Raw genomic sequence first — 20,839 nt, 5'->3', positions numbered from 1 at the left:
TTCCTGAGAATCTAGATTGCTGCCTCAACATCCAGCATATTTATTTGATAAGAGGCATCCGATTGAATATATCAGCACACTTCAACAGCCATAGAGTACACGAATCAGCTGCCCCAAGAATCCACTCACACATATCGAGTTTGATGCGTAATCCCAATATTCATAGTATTGGATATCCCAGCATTGGCATCTTTCATCGAATGTTCGGGTTCACCGGATATGTTGCCATTGTCCGTTGCCAACGGACTTTTTCATGTGCAAAGGACAGGCTTTTCTCCGCCGCGCCACATTAGCATGGAATATGCAAGGAGGCACGGCAATGACGAACGACTACATGGACTCGATGGTGAACTACCTGTTGAACCGTCGCGATTTCGTGTCCGGCCAAGAACTTGCACAGGTACTCAATGTTTCCACAAAGACCATTGCACGCGCGGTAAAACAGGCCAATGAATCCGCCGGAGATGTGACCATAATCGAATCTCAACGCGGACGCGGATACCGATTGAACTTCCAAAACTATTTCAGCCAGCGCGACAATATGCGTCGACCTGAAGGCATGGGCGGCATCACTTCCGCCGAGCGACGAGATGAAATCATCAAGCGACTGTTGATCACTTCTCCTCAGCAATACAGGATGGATGATATCTGGGGAAAGTTCTATCTCAGTGACTCTGCCATCGCTTCGGATATGCGTGCTCTGAGAGTCATGCTGGACAAGTTCCGCCTCACACTCAACCGCGTTGGCGACCGCGTTTGGATAGAAGGAACGGAAACCGATGTGCGTCGAGCCATCGCGCAATTGGTGAAAACGGACGATGTTGCCACCGATCGTTTCCTCCAGCCAAATCAAACCATCAAACAGCGTGACGCTTCTTTCGTCACTATGCAATTGGATTTGGTGGAACGCATGATGCACGCGGATATTCCCTATCCTTACAGCGTCAACCTGTTCACCCATCTGTACATTCTTATTGAACGCTTCCGTAATTCAGTGGCTCTTTCCGATGGCGAATTCACCGAAGCAATGCGGTCACAGATGGAAGAGCACCCGTCTATCCGCGAAGTGTGTGAGAAGGTCGTTGAAAATCTCAGCACTTATCTGGGAACGACTTTGCCAGCTGTGGAAGTGTATTTCCTCTATCAATACCTGACTTCCTCCAGAATTCATCACCATAATGCAGACTCGCATGAAATCACCGACCAAGTGCGCGTTGTCACCGAATTCCTTATCGACAAGGTCATTGAGGATCCGGAATATCGCTACATTAATCGTCAGAGCCTGCTTATCAGCCTGTCAAAGCATATGAAGCCATTGATGAACCGTTTGGAGAACAATATCAAGGTCAATAACGCATTGCTCGAGCAGATCAAGCTTGAATATTCCCACTTGTTCAATGCGGTCACCAAGGCGACGGTCCAACTGTCGGAACATTTCCACTTGGCAACCATCGATGATGAAGAAATTGGCTTCATCACTGTGTATTTTGCTCAAGCCGTGGAAACCAGCGCAGCCCCACTGAATGTGCTGCTCGTATGCACCACGGGCTTGGGTACTGCGCAGTTGCTCCGCTCCAAAATCGAGAAACGCTTACCGAGTTTCCATGTGGTCGAAACACTTGCAGCCCGCAATCTTGATAGTGAAATTGCGAGGTATCCGCATGTGGATATGGTGATATCCACCATCCGTCTGCCTGAAACCGTGACCAAGCCAACCGTCGTGGTAAGCGCCATGCTTACCATCGAAGATCAGGAGCGTCTCGAGGAAGAGGCCGACCGCGTAAGGCAGGGGGCGATGCTGTGATGGAACGCATTATCCTATGGCATCCAAAGCCGGCACATACTAAGGCTGAACTGCTGCGTAAGGTCGTGCAAGAACTCGAAAGTCGTGGCTTGGTCACTGATTCTGCTGAAATCATTACTTTGCTGCACGAACGCGAGAACTTGGGAAGCACGCTGCTTACCGAACGCCTTGCCATTCCACATGCACAAAGCGAGGCAATAACCAAGGCTGCGATAGTGTATGTCGCCACCGAAGATCCCATAGCAGATTGGCAATCGGCATCACGATTCATCTTTACTTTCCTGCCTGAAGCACCGGATCGTGGCGATGCCTATGCCATACGAGATTTCTTCATACGTCTTGCCGATGATGACGTTGCCGAAGCACTTGGTGAATGCGATGAAGAACAGGTGCTGGAACTACTGACCTAAATCCACCGCCCCAGTCCTCTTTCCACATGAAAAAGCCTCGAATTTTACAGATTGTTTAGCAAAAGAAAGGAAGAACCATGCCCGAACTCACCCTGAATGACGTGCTGGATCGCTCAACGATCCTTACGGACGTCCATGCAGAGAGTAAAGAGGAAGTATTCAATATCCTCATTCAACGCCTTTTCGATCAGGGCTATATCGGCTCTATCGATGAGTTCACCGAAGCAGTGCATAACCGTGAAAAGGAGGGAGCCACCGGCATAGGCGGTCATATTGCCATTCCACACGGCCGCAGTGAAACCGTGACCAAGAACGGCGTGGCCATCGCGATTCTCAACCATGAGATTCCGTGGGAATCACTGGATGACACCGGTGCCAAAATCGTCGTGCTCTTCACCGTGGGCGCCAGCGGAGAAGGATCCAATGACCACTTGCGTCTGCTTTCGCTATTCGCACGCAAGATGGCGAAGGCGGAGGTTGTCACCGCATTGCAGCAGGCGACTTCCATTGATGAGGTCATAGAAGCCTTCCAAGACTGATTTCACGACGTTGCTGTCGAAGATTCGGCCATATTCAATCCACATTTAACAACCCCAATTATCAAACTGCACACCACTACAAAGGAGTATCACCATGTTTATTGCAGGAGTCAGCGCATGCACCGTCGGCATCGCACACACCTATATGGCTCAGCAGAAGCTCGAGGACGCCGCCAAGGCTGCTGGTGACGATATCAAAATCGAAACCCAGGGCACGATCGGCATCGAAAACGCTCTGACCGCAGAAGACATTGAGCGCGCAGACATCATCATTCTTGCCGTCGATATCAAGATTGCAGGCGACGAGCGCTTCGAAGGCAAGAAGGTGGTCAAGGTATCCACTGAAACCGCCATCAAGTCACCGAATAAGTTGATTGCCAAGCTCCACGAGATCGCTGGCAAGTAAAGAGCCAATAAGCATCCACCAATTTCAAAGAAGAAAGAACAACCATGAAAGACTTTTGGAAGAAAGCCAATTTTAAGGGCCATTTGCTCACCTCCATTTCATACATGATTCCTATCGTGTGTGGAGGCGGTTTCATCATTGCCATCGGCATGGCATTCTCCGGCACCGCAATGGATACGCTTGTTTTCGGCCAATTCAGCTTCTGGCAGGCGTTGGCAACGCTCGGCGGCAAGGCGTTGGGCATGCTCCCAGTGATTATCGCTACGGGCATCGCCTTCTCCATCGCAGGAAAGCCCGGTATCGCACCGGGTTTTATCTCCGGACTGGGTGCAATCGCCATTAGCGCCGGCTTCATCGGCGGCATCCTCGGCGGTTATATTGGCGGTTGGCTAGCCTTTGCAGTTCTGCACTATGTCAAGGTTCCTAGCTGGGCCAAGGGCTTGATGCCTACTCTGATCGTGCCATTCCTTGCTTCACTTGGTTCCGGTCTCATCATGGTGTACATCATCGGCACTCCTGTCGCATGGTTCACCGAATGGCTGACCGGTGTGCTCACCAGCCTGAGCGGAACCTCCAATGCAGTATTCGGTGCAATCGTCGGCGGTCTGAGCATCGTCGACTTCGGAGGGCCAATCAACAAGACCATGTATGCTTTCTCTCTCACCTTGCAGGCACAGGGCATCAACGGTCCGGTAACCGCTTTGCAGCTGACCAACACCGCCACCCCAATCGGATTCGGTTTCGCCTATTTCGTCGCAAAACTGATGCGTAAGAATATCTTCACCCATGAGGAGCGCGAGACCCTGAAGTCAGCAGTGCCCATGGGCGTGGTCAATATCGTCGAAGGTGCCATCCCGATCGTGATGAACGATCTGGTTCGCGGCATCGTTGCAGCAGCCTGCGGCGGCGTGGTTGAAGGCGCTCTGTTGATGGGCTTGGCCAACGGTGACGGCGCAACCGTTCCATTCGGCGGATTCCTGATGCTGCCAACCATGGGCGCCAATTGGTGGGTCGGCCTTGTGGCCATCGCCGCCAACATCTTGGTAACCGGCACCGTGTACGCAATCATCAAGAAGAATGTTCCGGAAAACGAGGCACCAGTAGCCGTCAATGCAGCCGATGCCGAAGAGGAACTCGATCTGGACGATATCCAAGTCATGTGATCCCGCGCTCAATAGAGCGTATCTCTTCAACCAACTCAAATCCATACTGAAAGGACATCGACGATGAATCGCCAAATATCTCTGTCCCCGTCATTGATGACGATGGACCTTGATCAATTCAAGGAGCAGATCACCTTCCTCAATTCACGAGTGAATTCCTACCATATCGACATTATGGACGGCCATTTCGTGCCGAATATCACGCTTTCTCCTTGGTTTGTGGAGCAGGTTCGCAAGATTTCCGACACTCCCCTTTCCGCCCATATGATGGTGAATGACGCTCCCTTCTGGGTCAAGGAACTCATCAAGGTGAAGTGCGATTACATCTGCTTCCCGTCTGAGGTCGCCAACGGTGTGGCGTTCAGCATGATTGACGATATTCATGCCGCAGGCCTAAAGGCTGGTGCCGTACTGAATCCAGAAACCCCGATCAGCATGATTGAGCCATACATTGATTTGCTCGATAAGGTCACCATTATGACCATCGATCCAGGTTTTGCCGGTCAGCGCTTCCTCGAAGGCACACTGCGCAAGATCGTGGAATTACGCAAGATGCGCGAAGAGCATGGTTACGGCTATGAAATCGAGATGGACGGCTCGACCAACAAAGCCCATTGGAAGATGATTTCCGACGCCAACCCCGATGTGTATGTCATCGGGAGGAGCGGCCTGTTCGGTCTCACCGACAATATCGAAGATTCCTGGAATCAGATGGTTCGGGAATACGAGGAGTGCACAGGCTTCGCATTCGACAACGGACTTGTCCAGAGCGCACGTTGATCGAGGTAAGGCTACAGCGCTGAACCCACCGTATTCCCGATGATTGCGCAATACGCAATCCGGACGGCATTGAAGCGATTTGGGAGGATTGCTTCAATGCCGTCCTTTTGTATTATCCCTCAATCGTACGAGGGATGCATGCGAGAGGTTCTCTGGAAATGATTTCATTGGCTTGAAGTCGTTCCCTGTCGTTGGATTTTCCATGTCGGCAATTGCATTTGTCCATATATTCAGGGTCGTTCTCAATCGTTGCATTCCTTTCATGTGCAACCCCCGTGCAACTTCAACTCTGTGATTGTTTTCCTTGCGATGCTCGTATCGAACTACTTCTTGCTAGACTGAACAATAGTTAGTCCTCAATGAAAACCAGCCAAGACGGCGCGAAAGCCGTCAACCAAGGAGATGCCATGCTGCTATCCGACCGCGATATTCTTGCCGCACAAGCAGACGGTCATATTTCGCTTGATCCGTGGACCCCTGAGATGGTGCAGCCAGCGTCAATCGATGTTCGTTTGGATCGTTTCTTCCGACTCTTCAATAACCACGCATATACCTATGTGGATCCGGCAGAGAATCAGGGTGCTCTCACTGAGCAGTTCGAGGTCGCGCCTGATGAGCCTTGGATTTTGCACCCCGGAGAATTCGCTTTGGGTTCCACGTGGGAATATGTGAAACTTGATGCGTCTATCGCCGCACGACTTGAAGGCAAGAGCTCTTTGGGACGTTTGGGCATTCTGACGCATTCCACTGCCGGTTTCATTGACCCGGGGTTTGAAGGTCACATCACTTTGGAACTGTCAAATGTGAGCACTTTGCCAGTGAAACTCTGGCCTGGCATGAAAATCGGTCAGATGTGCTTCTTCAAGCTGAGCTCCCCTGCAGAGCATCCTTATGGCTCGCAGGGCACCGGCTCGCATTATCAAGGCCAACGCGGACCGACTCCGAGCCGCAGCTATGAGAATTTCTATCGCGCTGAAATTCGTGACTAATATTATTCGGCCAGCATGATTATTCGTCATGCTGGCCGAACTGTTTATACAAACGCTCTGTTGGGTATCGCGATGGTATCGAAGCTGCAGCAATACCCAGATAATGTCCTTGCTTCGGTATGATTGCAATCTCATAAATGGCTGAAGGCCTCCACGGAATTCACCGTAGAGGCCTTCAGCCATTTATGTCACCGAGACGATGACTCATGCCATATCAGCGCTTATGCCTTGTTCTTAGCCATTGCCCTGAGCACGACCTTTCGCAATTCGGATGCAATCAGTACGAATAGCGCCAAGTCGATGCACTCAAGCCAAGCCCAACCCGGCAACGGAGTGGTGCCGAATGCCTCGTTCAGGAATGGCACATAAATCACCACAACCTGCAGTAGCGTCGACAAGCCGATCGCTCCCCATAGCCACTTGTTGGAGAACAGGCCGACGAACACGCTTTGCAAGTGAGAACGTGAGGACAATGCATTGAACATCTGAGCGAATACCAGAATGGTAAAGCCCATGGTACGCGCCTCGACCATTTGCGCCTCATGGCCAATTGCTTCCACAGAACGGTCTGTGAACAAGCCACCTGCCAAGTGCAGATCCATGCCAATCAAGGTCACCACAGCCATAATGATGCCGATGAAGATGATATCTCCCCACATTTCGCGGTCGATCACTCGATCGTTCACGCCTCGCGGCTTGCGGTTCATCACATCGTCGGTTTGCGGATCCACGCCCATTGCCAATGCAGGTGCCGCATCGGTGAGCAGGTTGATCCATAGCAGCTGAGTCGCCAACAGCGGCACCGTCACGCCTACGGTTCCCGGTTGGGTAATGCCCAAGAATCCAGCGAGCACAACGCCGAAGAACACGGTGAATACCTCGCCCACATTCGAGCTGAGCAGGTACCGCAGGAACTTACGGATGTTGTCGAAGATACCGCGTCCTTCACGCACTGCCGCAACGATTGTGGAGAAGTTATCATCAGCCAGAATCATCTTGGCCGATTCCTTCGTCACCTCGGTTCCGGTAATGCCCATGGCGACGCCGATATCGGCGGATTTCACAGCCGGTGCATCGTTGACGCCGTCACCGGTCATGGCCACGATATTGCCTTGACGCTGCAGGGATTCAACAATGCGCAGCTTGTGCTCAGGAGCCACTCGTGCATACACGGAGACTTCAGAAGTCGCCTTATCGAAGGCATCCTTGTCGGTCAGCGCATCCAATTGGTCACCGGTCAGGGCCTTGCCGCCCTTGTCGATAATGCCCAAATCAGTGGCGATACGAGCCGCGGTAAGCGGGTGGTCGCCGGTGATCATTACGGTGCGGATACCCGCGCGGTGCGATTCTGCAACGCTGTCACGAACCTCGGTACGTGGAGGATCGATAATGCCTACCATACCGGCCCAGATCAGGTCAGATTCGATGGTTTCGCTTTGGTCGGCGATATCAGTGACTTGACCGGCGGCATTGGACATAATGCCCGGTATTTGCGCGAGCGAATTCACCTCCAGCGGACGATATGCCTGACCCAAGGTTCGATACGCTTCATTGGACAAGCGCTCCACAGAAGCCAGAATCGACTGACGATCTCCCTCGGTCATTGGGCGAACTGCATCATTGACCAAAATGCGCGTACAGTAAGAGAGCAGCACATCTGGCGCACCCTTGGCAAAGACGCTCAGGTTGCCTGCGTCGCTTTCGTCCTTGGCGATTATGGACATACGCTTGCGTTCGGAAGTAAATGGCACTTCAGCCACACGGGTGAAGTGGGCGTGGCTGCGATCAGCCTTGGTCTTGCGAGCGGCAACGATAAGCGAGACTTCCGTCGGATCACCGACGCTTTCCCACATGCCTTCCGCGTCCTGACGCAATTCGCCATCATTTGCCAGAGCACCGGCACCCAAAGTGGCGATGACCTCGGTACGGATATTAGTGGGCACATGAACTTCGCCCTGCTCATCGGCATTGGGAGCCACCATATGGCCGCTTGGTTCATAACCTGTACCGGTGATCTGCACTTCACCACTGGCGGTAACCACGCGCTCGACCGTCATCTCATTACGGGTCAAGGTGCCGGTCTTATCGGAGCAGATAACAGAAGCAGATCCCAGGGTTTCCACCGATGACAGCTTCTTGACGATGGCATTGTGCTGAGCCATGCGCTGCACGCCCAGGGCAAGTACCACAGTAAGAATAGCGGCAAGACCTTCAGGCACCGCCGCCACGGCCAAAGACACTGACAACAGCAGGGAGTCGATAATATCGTGAACACTATGGAAGCCCTCGAGGATTGCCAGAGCGGCAAGCACAACCACTGCAATAATGCAGACGGCAATACCGAGGATCTTGGAAACTCGGATCATTTCCTTCTGCAGCGGTGTGGCTTCATCCTCCGTTTGGGAAAGCATATCGGCGATCTTGCCGACCTGAGTGCTCATGCCCGTGCCGGTTACGATTGCGCGGCCGGTTCCTTGAGTGACCGAAGTACCGTTGAACACCATATTGGCACGGTCACCAAGAGCTTTAGCTTCTGCCAAGGTTTCAGGCTTCTTACCCACTGCAACGGATTCACCTGTCAAGCTCGCTTCGGCAATGCGCAATGAAGCGGCAGCAAATAAACGGCCATCCGCTGAAACCGAATCACCTTCGGCAAGCACGAGAATATCGCCGGGAACGATCTGTGAAGTGTCAATGCGTTCCACTTTGTCGTCGCGCAAAACGGATGTTTGCGGCGCGGTCATTCGTGCCAGAGCATCGACGGCTTGCTCCGCCCTTGCTTCCTGGATGTAGCCCAGAACAGCATTGACGATAAGAATAAGCACAATGACGATGGCGTCAAAGGGAAGCGCTTCCCCACCCTCTGCGCCGGGTTGCGCATTGGCACGTTCAATGAACCATGCCACTAATGAAATGCCGGTAGCCGCCAGCAACAGATACACCAGCGGATCTTGGAATTGTTGCAGGAATTTCTTCCACTTCGGAACAGGCGGCGCGCCTGCAAGCTGATTAGGCCCAAATTTCTCAAGACGACGAGCTGCTTCCTCTGAGCTCAAGCCACGCGCAGGATCAACATTCAGCGCCTTGGCAACATCTTGGGAATCAGTGAGCGAAGGATCGGCATTGGCCAGCAATGCTGCCTGCTCATCGGGCGAAGTGGATTGATCAAGATTCTGATCAACCATAATGGTATTCTCCTCAGTCAGCCGCGGAGTAGTCAGCCCTCGCAACGCTTCTCACATTGCTTTGACTGCGCGGTTATGGACGTTCCGACACCGGTCCCACCGGTGCGTACTTGACCCATTATTCCATAAGCCACAAACGAAATACGCGGATTTGACGAAGTTTTGTAGTTGGCGGAATTCGCGAAATTATGCATACCGTGAATCTCGAATGAGAATACTTGAACCGGGAATATCACGCTTCGATCTACGCATCGAAGCTCATTCCAGCAACGTCTCATGCTTGATGCCACCCGTATAATCGAAGCTATTGGCTTTAGACAGTAAGGGGTTATGATGCCCACGCTTGACGATGTTGCACGACTGGCCGGCGTATCGCGGATGACCGCGTCCAATGCATTACGCGGAAAATCGTATGTTCGACCCGAAACGGCGGAAAAGGTGCTCCAAGCTGCCCGGCAGCTCAAGTACCGCCCCAATCTGGCCGCGAGGCAGCTGAGTTCCGGCAAAACAAATGTCATAGGCTTTTCCACCGTTGAACTTGATTATTCGCCATTTTCCGCCGATCTCGCAGCAGCGATATCAGACCAGGCACTGGCGATGGGTTACCAAACGCTTATCCAGCAGACCAGACACGAATTCCGCACCGAAATGTCCATGATGTCGGAAATTTCTACGCAATTTTGCGATGGCACCATTCTTGCCGCGCCCACTTTGCCGGTGAGCCACATCATAGAACTCAACCAGCATTACCCTCTGGTGATATTCGACGGCCCTGATCTCAATGGTGAAGTGGACAGCGTGCTCAGCCCTAGCGAAGAAGGCAGTATCGCCGCTGTCGAACACCTGATTTCGCAAGGATGCAGGCATATTCTTGTGCTTGGCGCTCAATCCGGTGACGAAGCGGCACTGAACCATAATGCTGACAACGGGTCACTTCGCCTTCGAGGAGCCATCCGAGCCATGGATAAACACGGCTTGAAGCTATCCATGGAGTATGTTCAAGCCTGTTCCTGGAAATACGAAGATGGATATCAGGCATTGAATGATTGGTTGGACTCGCATCCTGATTTAGAAATCGACGGAATCTATTGCATAACCGACGTGGTTGCAATAGGAGCAATGCTGGCTTTGCAACAACGAGGCATCCGCATTCCACAAGATGTGGCGGTGATTGGATTTGACGGTCTCGAGGAATCCCGCTTCACCAATCCACCGCTCAGCACAATTGCGGTTGACGTCCAAACCGTGGCCGCTCAATGCCTAAGGCTGCTGACCAATCGAATGAATGACGGCCCTCGCGAACAGGTGACTTTACCCTACGGACTCATTGTGCGCGACAGCAGCACTCGATAATTCGACGTTCTTGCGAACGTCACGGTTCTCCGGTTCCAACACTCAGGATGCGGGCATATTCACGCTTCGCTTTTCATCACGGCAACGGATATGAAAAGCGGGGTTGCCGCATCTACTGCTTCAATGCGAATACGGGAAGCCATTTCCTCTCCTCGACCGACGTTCCCGCGCTCAATGGCATATCTGTCAACAGTTACGCCGTTCTCCTTCACCCGTTCCGTGCGCCTCATGAGATTATCGTTGATGAACAGCTTGTATTCATTGCCGACACGTTCACTATCCGCATCCGCAACGCTTCCGGATCCAGCCATCCATCGCACTCGGATCGAGTCACCACGCCGTTCCCAATCTCGCAGCATATATGAGAAATGACCACTAGACAGCGCTTTTCGATAGCGGATTTGCCCTTGATGCCCTTGCTCGTCATGCTCTCCCTGATATTGGTGATCGACTTCGGATTGCTGCTCGCCACAACGCACTTCATCGCATATCAAAAGCTCCTCGGAGGATTCCGCGGCGTCAATCTCCTGAAGATTTTGCATGACAGATTGTACATCCCCATTCTTCGCCCAAGGAAGGTACACCGAATATCGGGACGCCTCGATTGAACTGAACGGCACTAAGCGGAGCACACGGTTTTTCATCGCACCCGCGAGAAGGTCCCGCTGCACAGCTCGCACATCAACCGTTCCATCCGATCGCGATTGCGGAGCAACAACCTCTTCACCTGAGCCTGATATCACAGGCAATCCACTCATCGGACGCATCGGGCCTGAGGCAATATGACCAGCGCGAGAGGAGTCGCTGACCAATCCATCCAAATCCATATCATCACCACGAAATGCCATGACTTTCGGACCGCGCAGCACGCTTGCCCACGCCGAGCCATCGGGTAGCGGCTCAAACGACACCGCCACGCAGTGACGCACAATCACCCGAGCCGCGCCCTTACCCTGCCACTGCAATCGCACGGTGTCATAACGCACAGGTCCGGTATGTTTCGCCACTTGATAACCATCATGTTCTGCATGCGATTCGGTTCCCATTGTCACGGCACCTTCGCAACCTTCGAAAGCGTATTCTGTCTTCTGGCACCACCAAGGTCGACGAATATGCACTGTTATCAAATGCTCACCCGCATACTCGCTCGTGAAGCTCAGCATGCCTTCATTGCACTGGCCTTGACGAGGAGCATACCGTTGGACCACCGTCATCCCCTGAGAACGCCACAAGAGCTGTGAATCCATGAATAGATTGACCGACAATTCATTCTCACCATATTGCGCATCGTCATTTTGCCTGTCCTCATACGCATAAATCAACCGGCCATATCGCGCATGATTTTCCAGACCCGAGCCCACGCAACACCAGAAGCACTCCTGCGCCGACGAATACACTCGATAATGCTGCGGTCTCATCGGAGTGAAATACACGAATCCCTTTTCATGCACACCAATGGTCGATACCAGGTGGTTTTCCAATACCCTCTCATAGAAATCCAAATATCGACTCTCACCCGTCTGCATGAACAATCGCTCGGCAAGTTTGCTCATATTGTAGCTATTGCAAGTCTCCACACCTTGTCTGGATGACATCATCTCGCCGAAGTCATCGACCGCATGGAAATGCTCCGCCACCGAATGCGCACCAATCGACACGGACCGTCTGCCGGTTACCGAATTCCAGAATGTTGCTACCGCATTGCTGTATCGAGAGTCATCCTCTATTTCGGCAATACGCTCGTAACCCAATACTTTGGGGATTTGCGTATTGGCATGAAAGCCTGTCAACTCATCTTTGCCATCGGCCAGGGGATCAAAAAACACTGCATCGGTAAATCGCTTGGCTTCCTCAAGATATCGTTGCTTTCCGGTGAGCTCATAGAGTTGCGCGAAGGACTCATTCATGCCACCAAATTCGCAGGTCAGCATGCGCTGAAATGCCTCATCGCTTACACGATCGAAGAGCTCGCACCACCAATGCGCGAGGTTGAGCACGATGGCCTTCGCTCTCTCACTCACCGCTTGTGCCCGAGAAACCACATCCGGCATGACTGGAGTCCGGCGCATCTCGAGATCAGCATCGCCTTGTTCACTATTCTGCGGCGCAAAGGCCGTCCAGCAATCAATCAAGCCCGCAAACAGCTTATGGAGGTTATACAGCGGCACCCAACTGCCATTCAGATCGAAGGATTGCGCACGAATATCACCATTTGCAAGCTCTGCAAACAGCTCTCTGCTCTGTGGAATTCCACCCACATAACCATTTTTGCCGGCAGTCTGACATTCCAGCAATCCCCTGGTCATCCGTTCAGCTCGTTCAAGAAATTCCAGACCTTCCGTTATGCCCCAATATCCTGCAAGAGCAGAAAGGTAATGGCCACCGATATGACCGCCCATGCCCATGCTTTCCCAATTCGGATACGGTTTCGCTTCGCCAGAGACCCCGCTTTCCTGACGATATGGGGCAAGCAAACGTTCAGGATCCAACGACAACACATATGCGGCTCCCGCATCCTGTGCATCCGCATATTCGCTTCCCGGAAGCAGCGTCACATCGCGGTCGGGGAATCGGTGAATCTTGCGAAGCATATTTCCTCCTAGTCACAACGTTGCGTTGGCAAGCCGCCTTGTATGGTGCCCTTCATCGGGCATGTGCTGAAGCGACTCGACTTCAATCCATGCGACCGCTTTATGCGCACTTTGCCTGCGCGATTCACATCTCATTTCCACACAATATTATTATAGCGCTACAATACAGTAATACAGCGGATAATACAACATGACATATTTATCATGCTGGGAAATTCTTTCGCAATATGACTGGCCGGTTCTCGTACGCTTTGCGATGTCAAACAACGATATTCACTCAAGATCGGTCCATATTGGCATATCGACGTTATGCTGCCCGCTTCACGCCTTATTCCCTGCATCCTATTGGTTGGGGGGTGCTGGGACAATATCGGATATGGCATTGAAGAAAGGTCCGACCAAGGGGTCGGGAGGAAAGCATCGCAATAAGCTTAGGGGCAAGGGACCGACCCCGAAGGCTGAAGATCGCGTGTATCACAAGGCATACCGCGAAAAGAAGGCGGCAGATCGACGTAAAATGTCCGATCCAAGACTGGCTGCACGTCGCCGCGCAACAAAATTCGTTTCCGATTCCACAGATTTGGTAATCGGCAGGAATGCAGTGCTCGAGGCATTGAAGGTCGGGGTGCCGAGTTCCCAGCTCTATATCTCCACACGACTGGAACACGATGATCGTACGCGCGATATTGTTCGTATGGCAGGCGCCCAGGGCTTGCACCTCTTAGAGGCTGACCGTCTGGAGATGGACCGTATCGCACGATCCGGCAATCACCAAGGCGTCATTCTCAAGGTAGATCCATACGAGTACTACTCCTTGCAGGATTTGGCCGAACGCGCAGACAAGAAGTCCCGCGCCATGGAAGCTGCCAACTCAACGGCTGCACGCATCGCCGCGAAACCCTTGTTCATCGCATTGGATGGCGTTACTGACCCTCAGAATCTCGGTGCAGTTATTCGATCCGCAGCCGCATTCGGTGCAAACGGCATCATTCTGCCAGAACGACGTTCCGCTTCGGTAACCGCCGCAGCGTGGAAAGTGTCAGCAGGCGCTGCTGCACACCTTCCTGTGGCTCGTGTGGTCAACCTCACCAAGGCCATAGAAGGCCTGAAAGAGCGCGGCTATTATGCGGTCGGCCTCGATGGCGGCGGCGACAAACTGGTCGGCGAAACCGGCTTTGAAACGGACCCACTCGTGGTGGTATTGGGTTCTGAAGGCAAGGGTTTGAGCCGTTTGGTGCGCGAAAGCTGCGATGCCATTGCGGGTATCCCGATTTCCAATAGCGTGGAATCCTTGAATGCTTCTGTTGCCGCAGGCATCAGCCTGTATGCTGTGGCAAATGCAAGGCGCAAAGCTGGGGAGCAGGCCGAGTAGCGAAGGCTATTCGCTGTCTTGATTAGACGCGAGTCAACAGTCCTCAAGCCATGAGCCTGTCATCCTGCTCCTGCACTCTACTGTGAATCCGAACAGGCTGAAGGCGGACGGTCAGCGTAACAGACCGCATAGGTTCGCGTCGAGCGCCGAGTGCCGAATATGGAAATGCCCTTGGGCAGAACAGGAATTGAATATCGATAACCTGCCAAGCCCAAGGGCATTTCCGTATCGTAGCTTAATGCGTAATGCGCACCCTAGTGACTCCACACCGCAGCATCAGGATCATCGGAGATCACATCATCGCCGTAGGTGTACTCATCATCCACCACGCCAGCGTCTGCATCAGCAATGATTGCATCCATAGCCTTGCGGTCGATTTTGTATTGAGGCAGCACATTCTCGATATAGCTGGCCACGGCTTCGCCCATAGGCACGTCGTGACCTGCCTTTTCCGCAAGGAACCAACGATGGTCGAGAATCTCGTGGAAGAACTGCGCCGGCTCAATTTGCGTGCGATATTCACGCGGGATCATGCGCACTGTTGGCTCGAATTGCTCGCGCATCCAGTCCGTAGCCACAATCTCCAGATCCTCATCCTGACGCCATGTCGAAGCACGATAAGCATCGAGATCATTGAGGAGGCGCCGGGCTTGATTCTCCTGAACATCAAGACCTGTCAGACGCAGCAGCTTATGCGAAGCATAGCCAGCATCCACCACGCGAGGACGCACCATAAGCCTATTGCCATCATCAGAGGTCTTCATCTCAAGTTCATCGACATAGAAGCCCAGCTCATTGAGCTTATTGACGCGCTTTTCGATCTTCCACATCTCATCGGGCTTGAAGCTATCCACATCAGTCAATGTGCTCCACAGCGAGTGATAACGCTCGACCAAACGGTTGCCGATCTCAATTTCATCGACCTCGCCAGGCAAAAGCTGACCTGAGCTCAGATCCATCAATTCACCGATGATATTCGTGCGAGCCAAATCGATATCGTATTCGCGCTGTCCCTCGGTCAAATTCATATGCAAATCACCGGTTTCGGCATCGACCAAGAATGCCGAGAACGCGTCTGCATCACGCAGGAACAATACGTTGGAAAGCGAGACATCACCCCAGTAGAAACCAGTCAAGTGCAAACGCACCATCAATACCGCCAATGCATCGATCAGTCGCCCAGCGGTGTCAGGGCGCAGATTGCGGGCAAAGAGTGCGCGGTACGGCAGTGAGAACTTCAAATGCTTGGTGACCAAAATCGCCTCGAGCGGCTCGCCATTGTCATCATGGCGTCCGGTAACCACGGCAATCGGAGTGACCGTTGGCAAATCAAGTTTCTTCAAACGACGCAGAAGCTCATATTCTCGCTCAGCAACAGGCCGAGTGATTTCCTTCATGGCATAGACTTCGTCACCAACATGGACGAAGCGCACCACGTGACGAGAGATGCCTCGAGGAAGATTGGCAAGCAGCTCTTCAGGCCAGGTTGCAAGCGGCTTGCTCCATGGCAAAGTGAACATCTTAGGATTCGAACTAGCCGCTGTAATCTTCAACGCCTGTGGCTCAGCAGAAACACCCTCGTCCTGAGCCTGCACCGAGGTGGCCTTCGCAGCACGCGGATCCAGCTGCGGCATATCAGTTAATTCCATATGCTCTAATGTACCCGTTCATATGCACGTTTCCCGAATAGGGATAACGTGATGTGCTGTATATAAAAAAGAACCCCGCACCTACGCGGGGTTCTTCCAACGAGGCCATAAGAGAGGAAGAGATCGCCTCGTTTAATAGTTGACGGAGCCGTGAAGCTCCGCCAAGTGTTACTAGTTCAGACGCAACTCGGTCGACGGAGCGAACAGGTGCATCTTGGATGGATCGATCTTGATCTTGACGACATCGCCGACCTTTGGCAGCGCACGCGGATTCACACGAATCGTGGTGAGCTTGTTCTGGTCGGACATCATCGTGGAGGCTTCTGCAGCCGAGCCATCGGTGAGGATGTTGCCGTAGATGAATCCATCGGAGCCCAGATCCTCGACATTCACGACCTTCAGGGAGAAGGCGTTCGGGTCATCGGAAGTGGCCAAGCTCGCATCTTCGGGGCGGAAACCAACGACGATCTGGCCGTTGTCCTCTGCGGTCAGCTTGTTCACAGCCTCTGCAGGCAGTGAGATGGTGTCCTCACCGATCTTCGCCTTGCCATCAACCACCGGGTGGGTGTTGATGTTCATCGACGGAGAGCCGATGAATCCAGCGACGAAGACGTTGGCCGGACGATCGTACAGCTCGGTCGGAGCGCCGACCTGCTGCAGGATGCCGAGCTTGATGACGGCGATGCGATCGCCCATCGTCAGAGCCTCGGTCTGATCGTGGGTCACATACAGGGTGGTGACGCCCAGCTGGCGCTGCAGAGCAGCGATCTGAGTACGGGTCTGCACACGGAGCTTTGCATCCAAGTTCGAGAGCGGCTCATCCATGAGGAAGACCTTTGGCTCACGAACGATTGCACGGCCCATGGCCACGCGCTGACGCTGACCACCGGACAGAGCCTTCGGCTTACGATCCAGATACTCGGTCAGATCGAGGATCTCAGCGGCCTTCTCGACGCGCTTGCGAATCTCATCCTTAGGAGTACCTGCGATCTTCAGAGCGAAGCCCATGTTATCGGCAACGGTCATGTGCGGGTACAGTGCGTAGTTCTGGAAGACCATTGCAATGTCGCGGTCCTTAGGCTGCATCGTGGTGACATCCTTGCCACCGATGAGGATACGGCCCTTGTTGACCTCTTCGAGGCCTGCGAGCATGCGGAGGGTGGTGGACTTGCCGCAGCCTGAAGGGCCAACGAGCACAAGGAACTCACCATCCTTGATTTCCATATTCAAATCATCCACAGAGGCTTATCGTTGCCCGGGTAGATACGAGTGACATGGTCGAATACAACTTCTGCCATGATTGACATCCTTTCATCGGCAGGTACGTGCCGAACGATCCGTTGTGAAGGGTTCGCGTTCACTCGTAGCGTCCCGACATCGGAAAACCGCAAGCTTCAGCGTTTACTTGTTGTTCGGTCCATTGAAGGTTCTCTTCGTTGAGCCATGTCCCACTATACACGGTTACCTCATTCCGTCAAACAAAACACTCAGATATTTTGTCAATCGGTTGCCGCAAGGCATTTCACCTGCTCCGAGCTCATACGCAAGAACAGCTCAGCGGCATTCCTCACCCAGGAACGCAACATAAAGTATGTTCTGCTGTGAGCAAATCGACAGCAACTGCGAAGGCTTTCCCAAGTTTCGCATCCCCTGTGTCGAACCAACGAATACCAGCATCAGACAAATCCTGCACGCATTCACCGCCAGTTCAGCTGCACCAACGCCGGTCTCCCCCAGGCTCGCATCAAACCCCACCCTCGAAATCTCTCGCACCGCCAGCCAGCCCCTCGACTATACTCTCCACATAACGCATGGAAAGTGAGTTTATGCAACGATGCCTTTGCCAATCCATAATGTCGGTGGTGCACGATGATAACCAACGCCCTGCCTGATATCCCAAGGCTTTACACAGCCATATGCGAATGGCTTGCTTGCATGGTGTATGTCGCCGCGATATATCGCCGCATTCCCTTGCATCGCACCTTTATCACCGCAGCAATAGGCTTGATGGCGATGATCGGCATCCAATACGCTGCGGGGTCCATGCCCATATCCTTGTGGATTTTTGGAATGCTGATGGCCTTTGGTGGGATGTTCGTGCTCATAGTTTTGAGCACCGGTTGCGGCAAACGCGAAGGGTTGTATATTTCCGCCCGTGCCTTCGTGCTCGGAGAGCTGGTGGCTTCGTTGCACTGGCAACTGGTCACTTTCACTGGCACCAATCAGCTCCCGCTGAATCACCCATGGCTTTCGGCATCGATTCTTGTGGGCACATACGGCGCATGCTTTGCCTTGGCGTATTTGACTGAGCGGTCGAATTTCAGCAGTACTGAGGCAACTGAAACGACGGTGTCCCTCACCACATCGACGGTGATTATCACCATCGTCACCTTCGCCATGAGCAACCTGAGCTTTGTCACCACGAATACGCCATTTTCCAGTCGCATGGGATATGAGGTGTTTTATATCCGCACGCTGGTGGACTTGTGCGGATTCGCGTTGCTCTACGCCCAGCAGGAACAGGCTCGTCGTCTTGAGGCCAATGCCGAACTCGTTTCGATTGAAGCGCATCTCGCAAGCCAGCATCAGGAATATCTGCAATCCAAAGACAATATCGAGGCCATCCGGCGTATGGCTCACGATCTCAAGCACCAGATCATGGCCTTGCGTGCCGAGCTCGACCCTGAACAAAAGGCACAGGGATTTGCCGATCTGGAAGCATCCGTCCAGCGATACAGTGCGCAGAATCATACCGGCAATCCGGTTCTGGATGTTATTTTGACCGCCAAATCCAGAAGTTGTGCCGATAAAGGCATAACACTCACCGCGGTGGCAGATGGCAGCCTCTTGAAATCCATGTCTTCTATGGATATCGCAACGCTTTTCGGCAACGCTTTGGACAACGCCATAGAAGCTACGGAAAAACTACCCGATCCCGCGCAACGACAAATCAAATTGGCGCTGTATCAACAGCAGCATTTCATTGTGATCCGCGTTGAGAATTTCTTCGATTCAAAACTGCGCAAAGACGGCGCCGGCAATCTGCGTACCACGAAACGAAACGACACCCGTTCTCATGGTTTCGGCGTCAAATCAATTCGCCATATTGTTCGCCAATATGACGGCGAAGTCAATGTGAAAACCGATAACCACTGGTTTGTGCTCACCATGCTTATCCCGGTTCACTGATGTTCAGTCGCTAAGCAAATAAGGCTTATATGCATACAGCTCAAACACTGGTCTCGCGTACGGGCTGTGGAATTCGAATATATAGGGCCTGTGCTGACAATATTGCGATGCCAGCCAACCGGAAAAACGGAAAACCAGGAATCTGCAATGCTGCAATGCTGCAATGCCAGGATAACGGCAAAGAGGATTGCCTGAATACCAGAATGCCGGAATACCGGAATAGCCATATGTGCGACAAACCGTCTTCCAAGACGACTCAAACTAATCAAGGCAAGAAAAATGGCGGCCATGCACACGCACAACCGCCATCACTCTAATGGTTGGAAGTCTTAGTTGATGATCCTACCGAAACGCAGCACACACATCAGCATCAGCTACATCAATCCCGATCGAGAATCAGAGCTCGCCACCTTCGACCACGATCTCATCGGGGTTGACCTCATCGCCGTAGACAGGCTTCAGTGTCTCTTCGTAATCCTTGTGGAAGAACTGTTCCTGGCCGAGCTTCACGATTTCGTCGTTGATGAAGTTCAGCAGCTCAGTATTGCCCTTCTGCACAGCAGGTGCGATGGTATCGGTATCGCCCAACTCGGTGATGCCCACAGTGAAGCCCTTGTTGGCCTTGGCCCATGCCAACACCTCGGTGTTATCGGTGCTGAATGCGTCTCCACGGCCGTCCAACAATGCGTTGTATGCATCAGCGTATTGGTCGTACTTCTGCAATGTCACCTCGGGGTGGTTCTGCTCGAAGTAGGTCTCAGCCGTGGTGCCCTTGGCAATAATCAAGGTCTTGCCCTTGAGCTGGTCCACATCGGTGATCTCCGCTGAAGTCGGGGAAACCACACCCAATGCCACCTTCATATATGGCTTGGCAAAGTCAACCTTCTGAGCACGCTCATCGGTGACCGTGAAATTGGCAAGAACAACATCGACCTTATTGCTCACCAGCACATCCACACGGGCAGCCGGGTCAACGGCAGTGTATTCAGGCTCAACACCCAAATCCTTGGCCAGACGCTCAGCAAAGTAGACATCATATCCCTGATATTTGCCGTCCTGATCCACATAGCCGAATGGTGCCTTATCCGAGAACACTGCGACTTTGAGCTTGCCTGACTTCTTGATCTCATCCAAAGAACGGGCTGTAGCCGTTGCGGTCGAACCGCTATTGGATGAAGACTGATCCTCGCTCGGGGTTGCGGCGGTCGGTCCGCATGCAGCAACCGTTGCCACCATCATGACTGCAGCACCCAACGATGCCACCAAGCGAGTTACGCGACCAATTAGAGTCGTTGCCATAATCCTCTCCTTATTTGTTCTTACATATATGGCTTGCACAATGTACACTTCGAGGGCTTGCACATAACTGATCTCGAAGCGAATATTCCTTATATGCCCCAAAGGGCATG

General features: G+C 52.8%; 13 protein-coding genes and 2 pseudogenes. 10 read left to right on the top strand and 5 right to left on the bottom strand.

Annotation, left to right across the window (positions count from 1 at the left end):
• Nucleotides 1-319 precede the first annotated feature (319 nt).
• The 7 genes from BITS_RS08110 to dcd all read left to right on the top strand — a co-directional run bounded on the left by BITS_RS08110 (nucleotide 320) and on the right by dcd (nucleotide 6,091).
• A complete protein-coding gene (locus BITS_RS08110) occupies nucleotides 320-1,804 on the top strand; it encodes a BglG family transcription antiterminator (protein ID WP_026642327.1) in 1,485 nt (494 codons plus the stop codon).
• The gene (locus BITS_RS08105) at nucleotides 1,804-2,214 is read left to right on the top strand and encodes a PTS sugar transporter subunit IIA (protein ID WP_026642328.1); all 411 of its coding nucleotides are present in this window, start codon (nucleotides 1,804-1,806) and stop codon (nucleotides 2,212-2,214) included. The genes BITS_RS08110 and BITS_RS08105 overlap by 1 nt, the downstream gene beginning before the upstream one ends.
• A 77-nt stretch (nucleotides 2,215-2,291) precedes the next feature.
• Nucleotides 2,292-2,753 carry a PTS sugar transporter subunit IIA gene (locus BITS_RS08100; protein ID WP_026642329.1) on the top strand — a complete coding sequence of 154 codons (462 nt, stop codon included), beginning with the start codon at nucleotides 2,292-2,294 and terminating at the stop codon, nucleotides 2,751-2,753.
• A gap of 94 nt (nucleotides 2,754-2,847) precedes the next feature.
• Nucleotides 2,848-3,159 (top strand): PTS fructose transporter subunit IIB, encoded by a 312-nt coding sequence (locus BITS_RS08095; RefSeq protein WP_026642330.1) that lies wholly within the window; start codon nucleotides 2,848-2,850, stop codon nucleotides 3,157-3,159.
• A 44-nt stretch (nucleotides 3,160-3,203) separates the two neighbouring features.
• Nucleotides 3,204-4,322, top strand: coding sequence for a PTS fructose transporter subunit IIC (locus tag BITS_RS08090; protein WP_026642331.1), 1,119 nt, complete (start codon nucleotides 3,204-3,206; stop codon nucleotides 4,320-4,322).
• Nucleotides 4,323-4,385: 63 nt separating this feature from the next.
• Nucleotides 4,386-5,102, top strand: a complete 717-nt coding sequence (alsE, locus tag BITS_RS08085; RefSeq protein WP_026642332.1) for a D-allulose 6-phosphate 3-epimerase — start codon at nucleotides 4,386-4,388, stop codon at nucleotides 5,100-5,102.
• A gap of 407 nt (nucleotides 5,103-5,509) precedes the next feature.
• The gene (dcd, locus tag BITS_RS08080; RefSeq protein WP_026642333.1) at nucleotides 5,510-6,091 is read left to right on the top strand and encodes a dCTP deaminase; all 582 of its coding nucleotides are present in this window, start codon (nucleotides 5,510-5,512) and stop codon (nucleotides 6,089-6,091) included.
• A gap of 221 nt (nucleotides 6,092-6,312) precedes the next feature.
• Here the strand turns inward: dcd and BITS_RS08075 are convergent.
• Nucleotides 6,313-9,234, bottom strand: a pseudogene (locus tag BITS_RS08075) (cation-translocating P-type ATPase); the annotation flags it as partial.
• A 372-nt stretch (nucleotides 9,235-9,606) separates the two neighbouring features.
• Between BITS_RS08075 and BITS_RS08070 the strand changes: the two are divergent.
• The gene (locus tag BITS_RS08070; protein ID WP_081693552.1) at nucleotides 9,607-10,629 is read left to right on the top strand and encodes a LacI family DNA-binding transcriptional regulator; all 1,023 of its coding nucleotides are present in this window, start codon (nucleotides 9,607-9,609) and stop codon (nucleotides 10,627-10,629) included.
• A 59-nt stretch (nucleotides 10,630-10,688) separates the two neighbouring features.
• On the opposite strand, the gene BITS_RS08065 is transcribed toward BITS_RS08070, so the two are convergent.
• Nucleotides 10,689-13,220: a beta-L-arabinofuranosidase domain-containing protein gene (locus BITS_RS08065; protein WP_026642336.1), complete on the bottom strand. Its 2,532-nt coding sequence runs from the start codon at nucleotides 13,218-13,220 to the stop codon at nucleotides 10,689-10,691.
• Nucleotides 13,221-13,596: 376 nt separating this feature from the next.
• On the opposite strand from BITS_RS08065, the gene rlmB reads away from it, so the two are divergent.
• Nucleotides 13,597-14,592 carry a 23S rRNA (guanosine(2251)-2'-O)-methyltransferase RlmB gene (gene rlmB / locus BITS_RS08060; protein WP_026642337.1) on the top strand — a complete coding sequence of 332 codons (996 nt, stop codon included), beginning with the start codon at nucleotides 13,597-13,599 and terminating at the stop codon, nucleotides 14,590-14,592.
• Nucleotides 14,593-14,846: 254 nt separating this feature from the next.
• Here the strand turns inward: rlmB and BITS_RS08055 are convergent, their stop codons facing one another.
• Nucleotides 14,847-16,241, bottom strand: a complete 1,395-nt coding sequence (locus BITS_RS08055; RefSeq protein ID WP_026642338.1) for a DUF4032 domain-containing protein — start codon at nucleotides 16,239-16,241, stop codon at nucleotides 14,847-14,849.
• A 171-nt stretch (nucleotides 16,242-16,412) separates the two neighbouring features.
• Nucleotides 16,413-17,539, bottom strand: a pseudogene (locus BITS_RS08050) (ABC transporter ATP-binding protein).
• Nucleotides 17,540-18,110: 571 nt separating this feature from the next.
• On the opposite strand from BITS_RS08050, the gene BITS_RS08045 reads away from it, so the two are divergent.
• On the top strand, nucleotides 18,111-19,430 hold the full coding sequence (locus BITS_RS08045) for a sensor histidine kinase (RefSeq protein WP_026642341.1): 1,320 nt from the start codon (nucleotides 18,111-18,113) through the stop codon (nucleotides 19,428-19,430).
• Nucleotides 19,431-19,826: 396 nt separating this feature from the next.
• On the opposite strand, the gene BITS_RS08035 is transcribed toward BITS_RS08045, so the two are convergent.
• A complete protein-coding gene (locus tag BITS_RS08035) occupies nucleotides 19,827-20,729 on the bottom strand; it encodes a cysteine ABC transporter substrate-binding protein (RefSeq protein ID WP_026642342.1) in 903 nt (300 codons plus the stop codon).
• Nucleotides 20,730-20,839 lie beyond the last annotated feature (110 nt).

This window comes from Bifidobacterium tsurumiense, assembly GCF_000741765.1.
In the GTDB taxonomy this organism is placed as follows: domain Bacteria; phylum Actinomycetota; class Actinomycetes; order Actinomycetales; family Bifidobacteriaceae; genus Bifidobacterium; species Bifidobacterium tsurumiense.
This window is presented reverse-complemented; position numbering and strand designations above follow the sequence as displayed.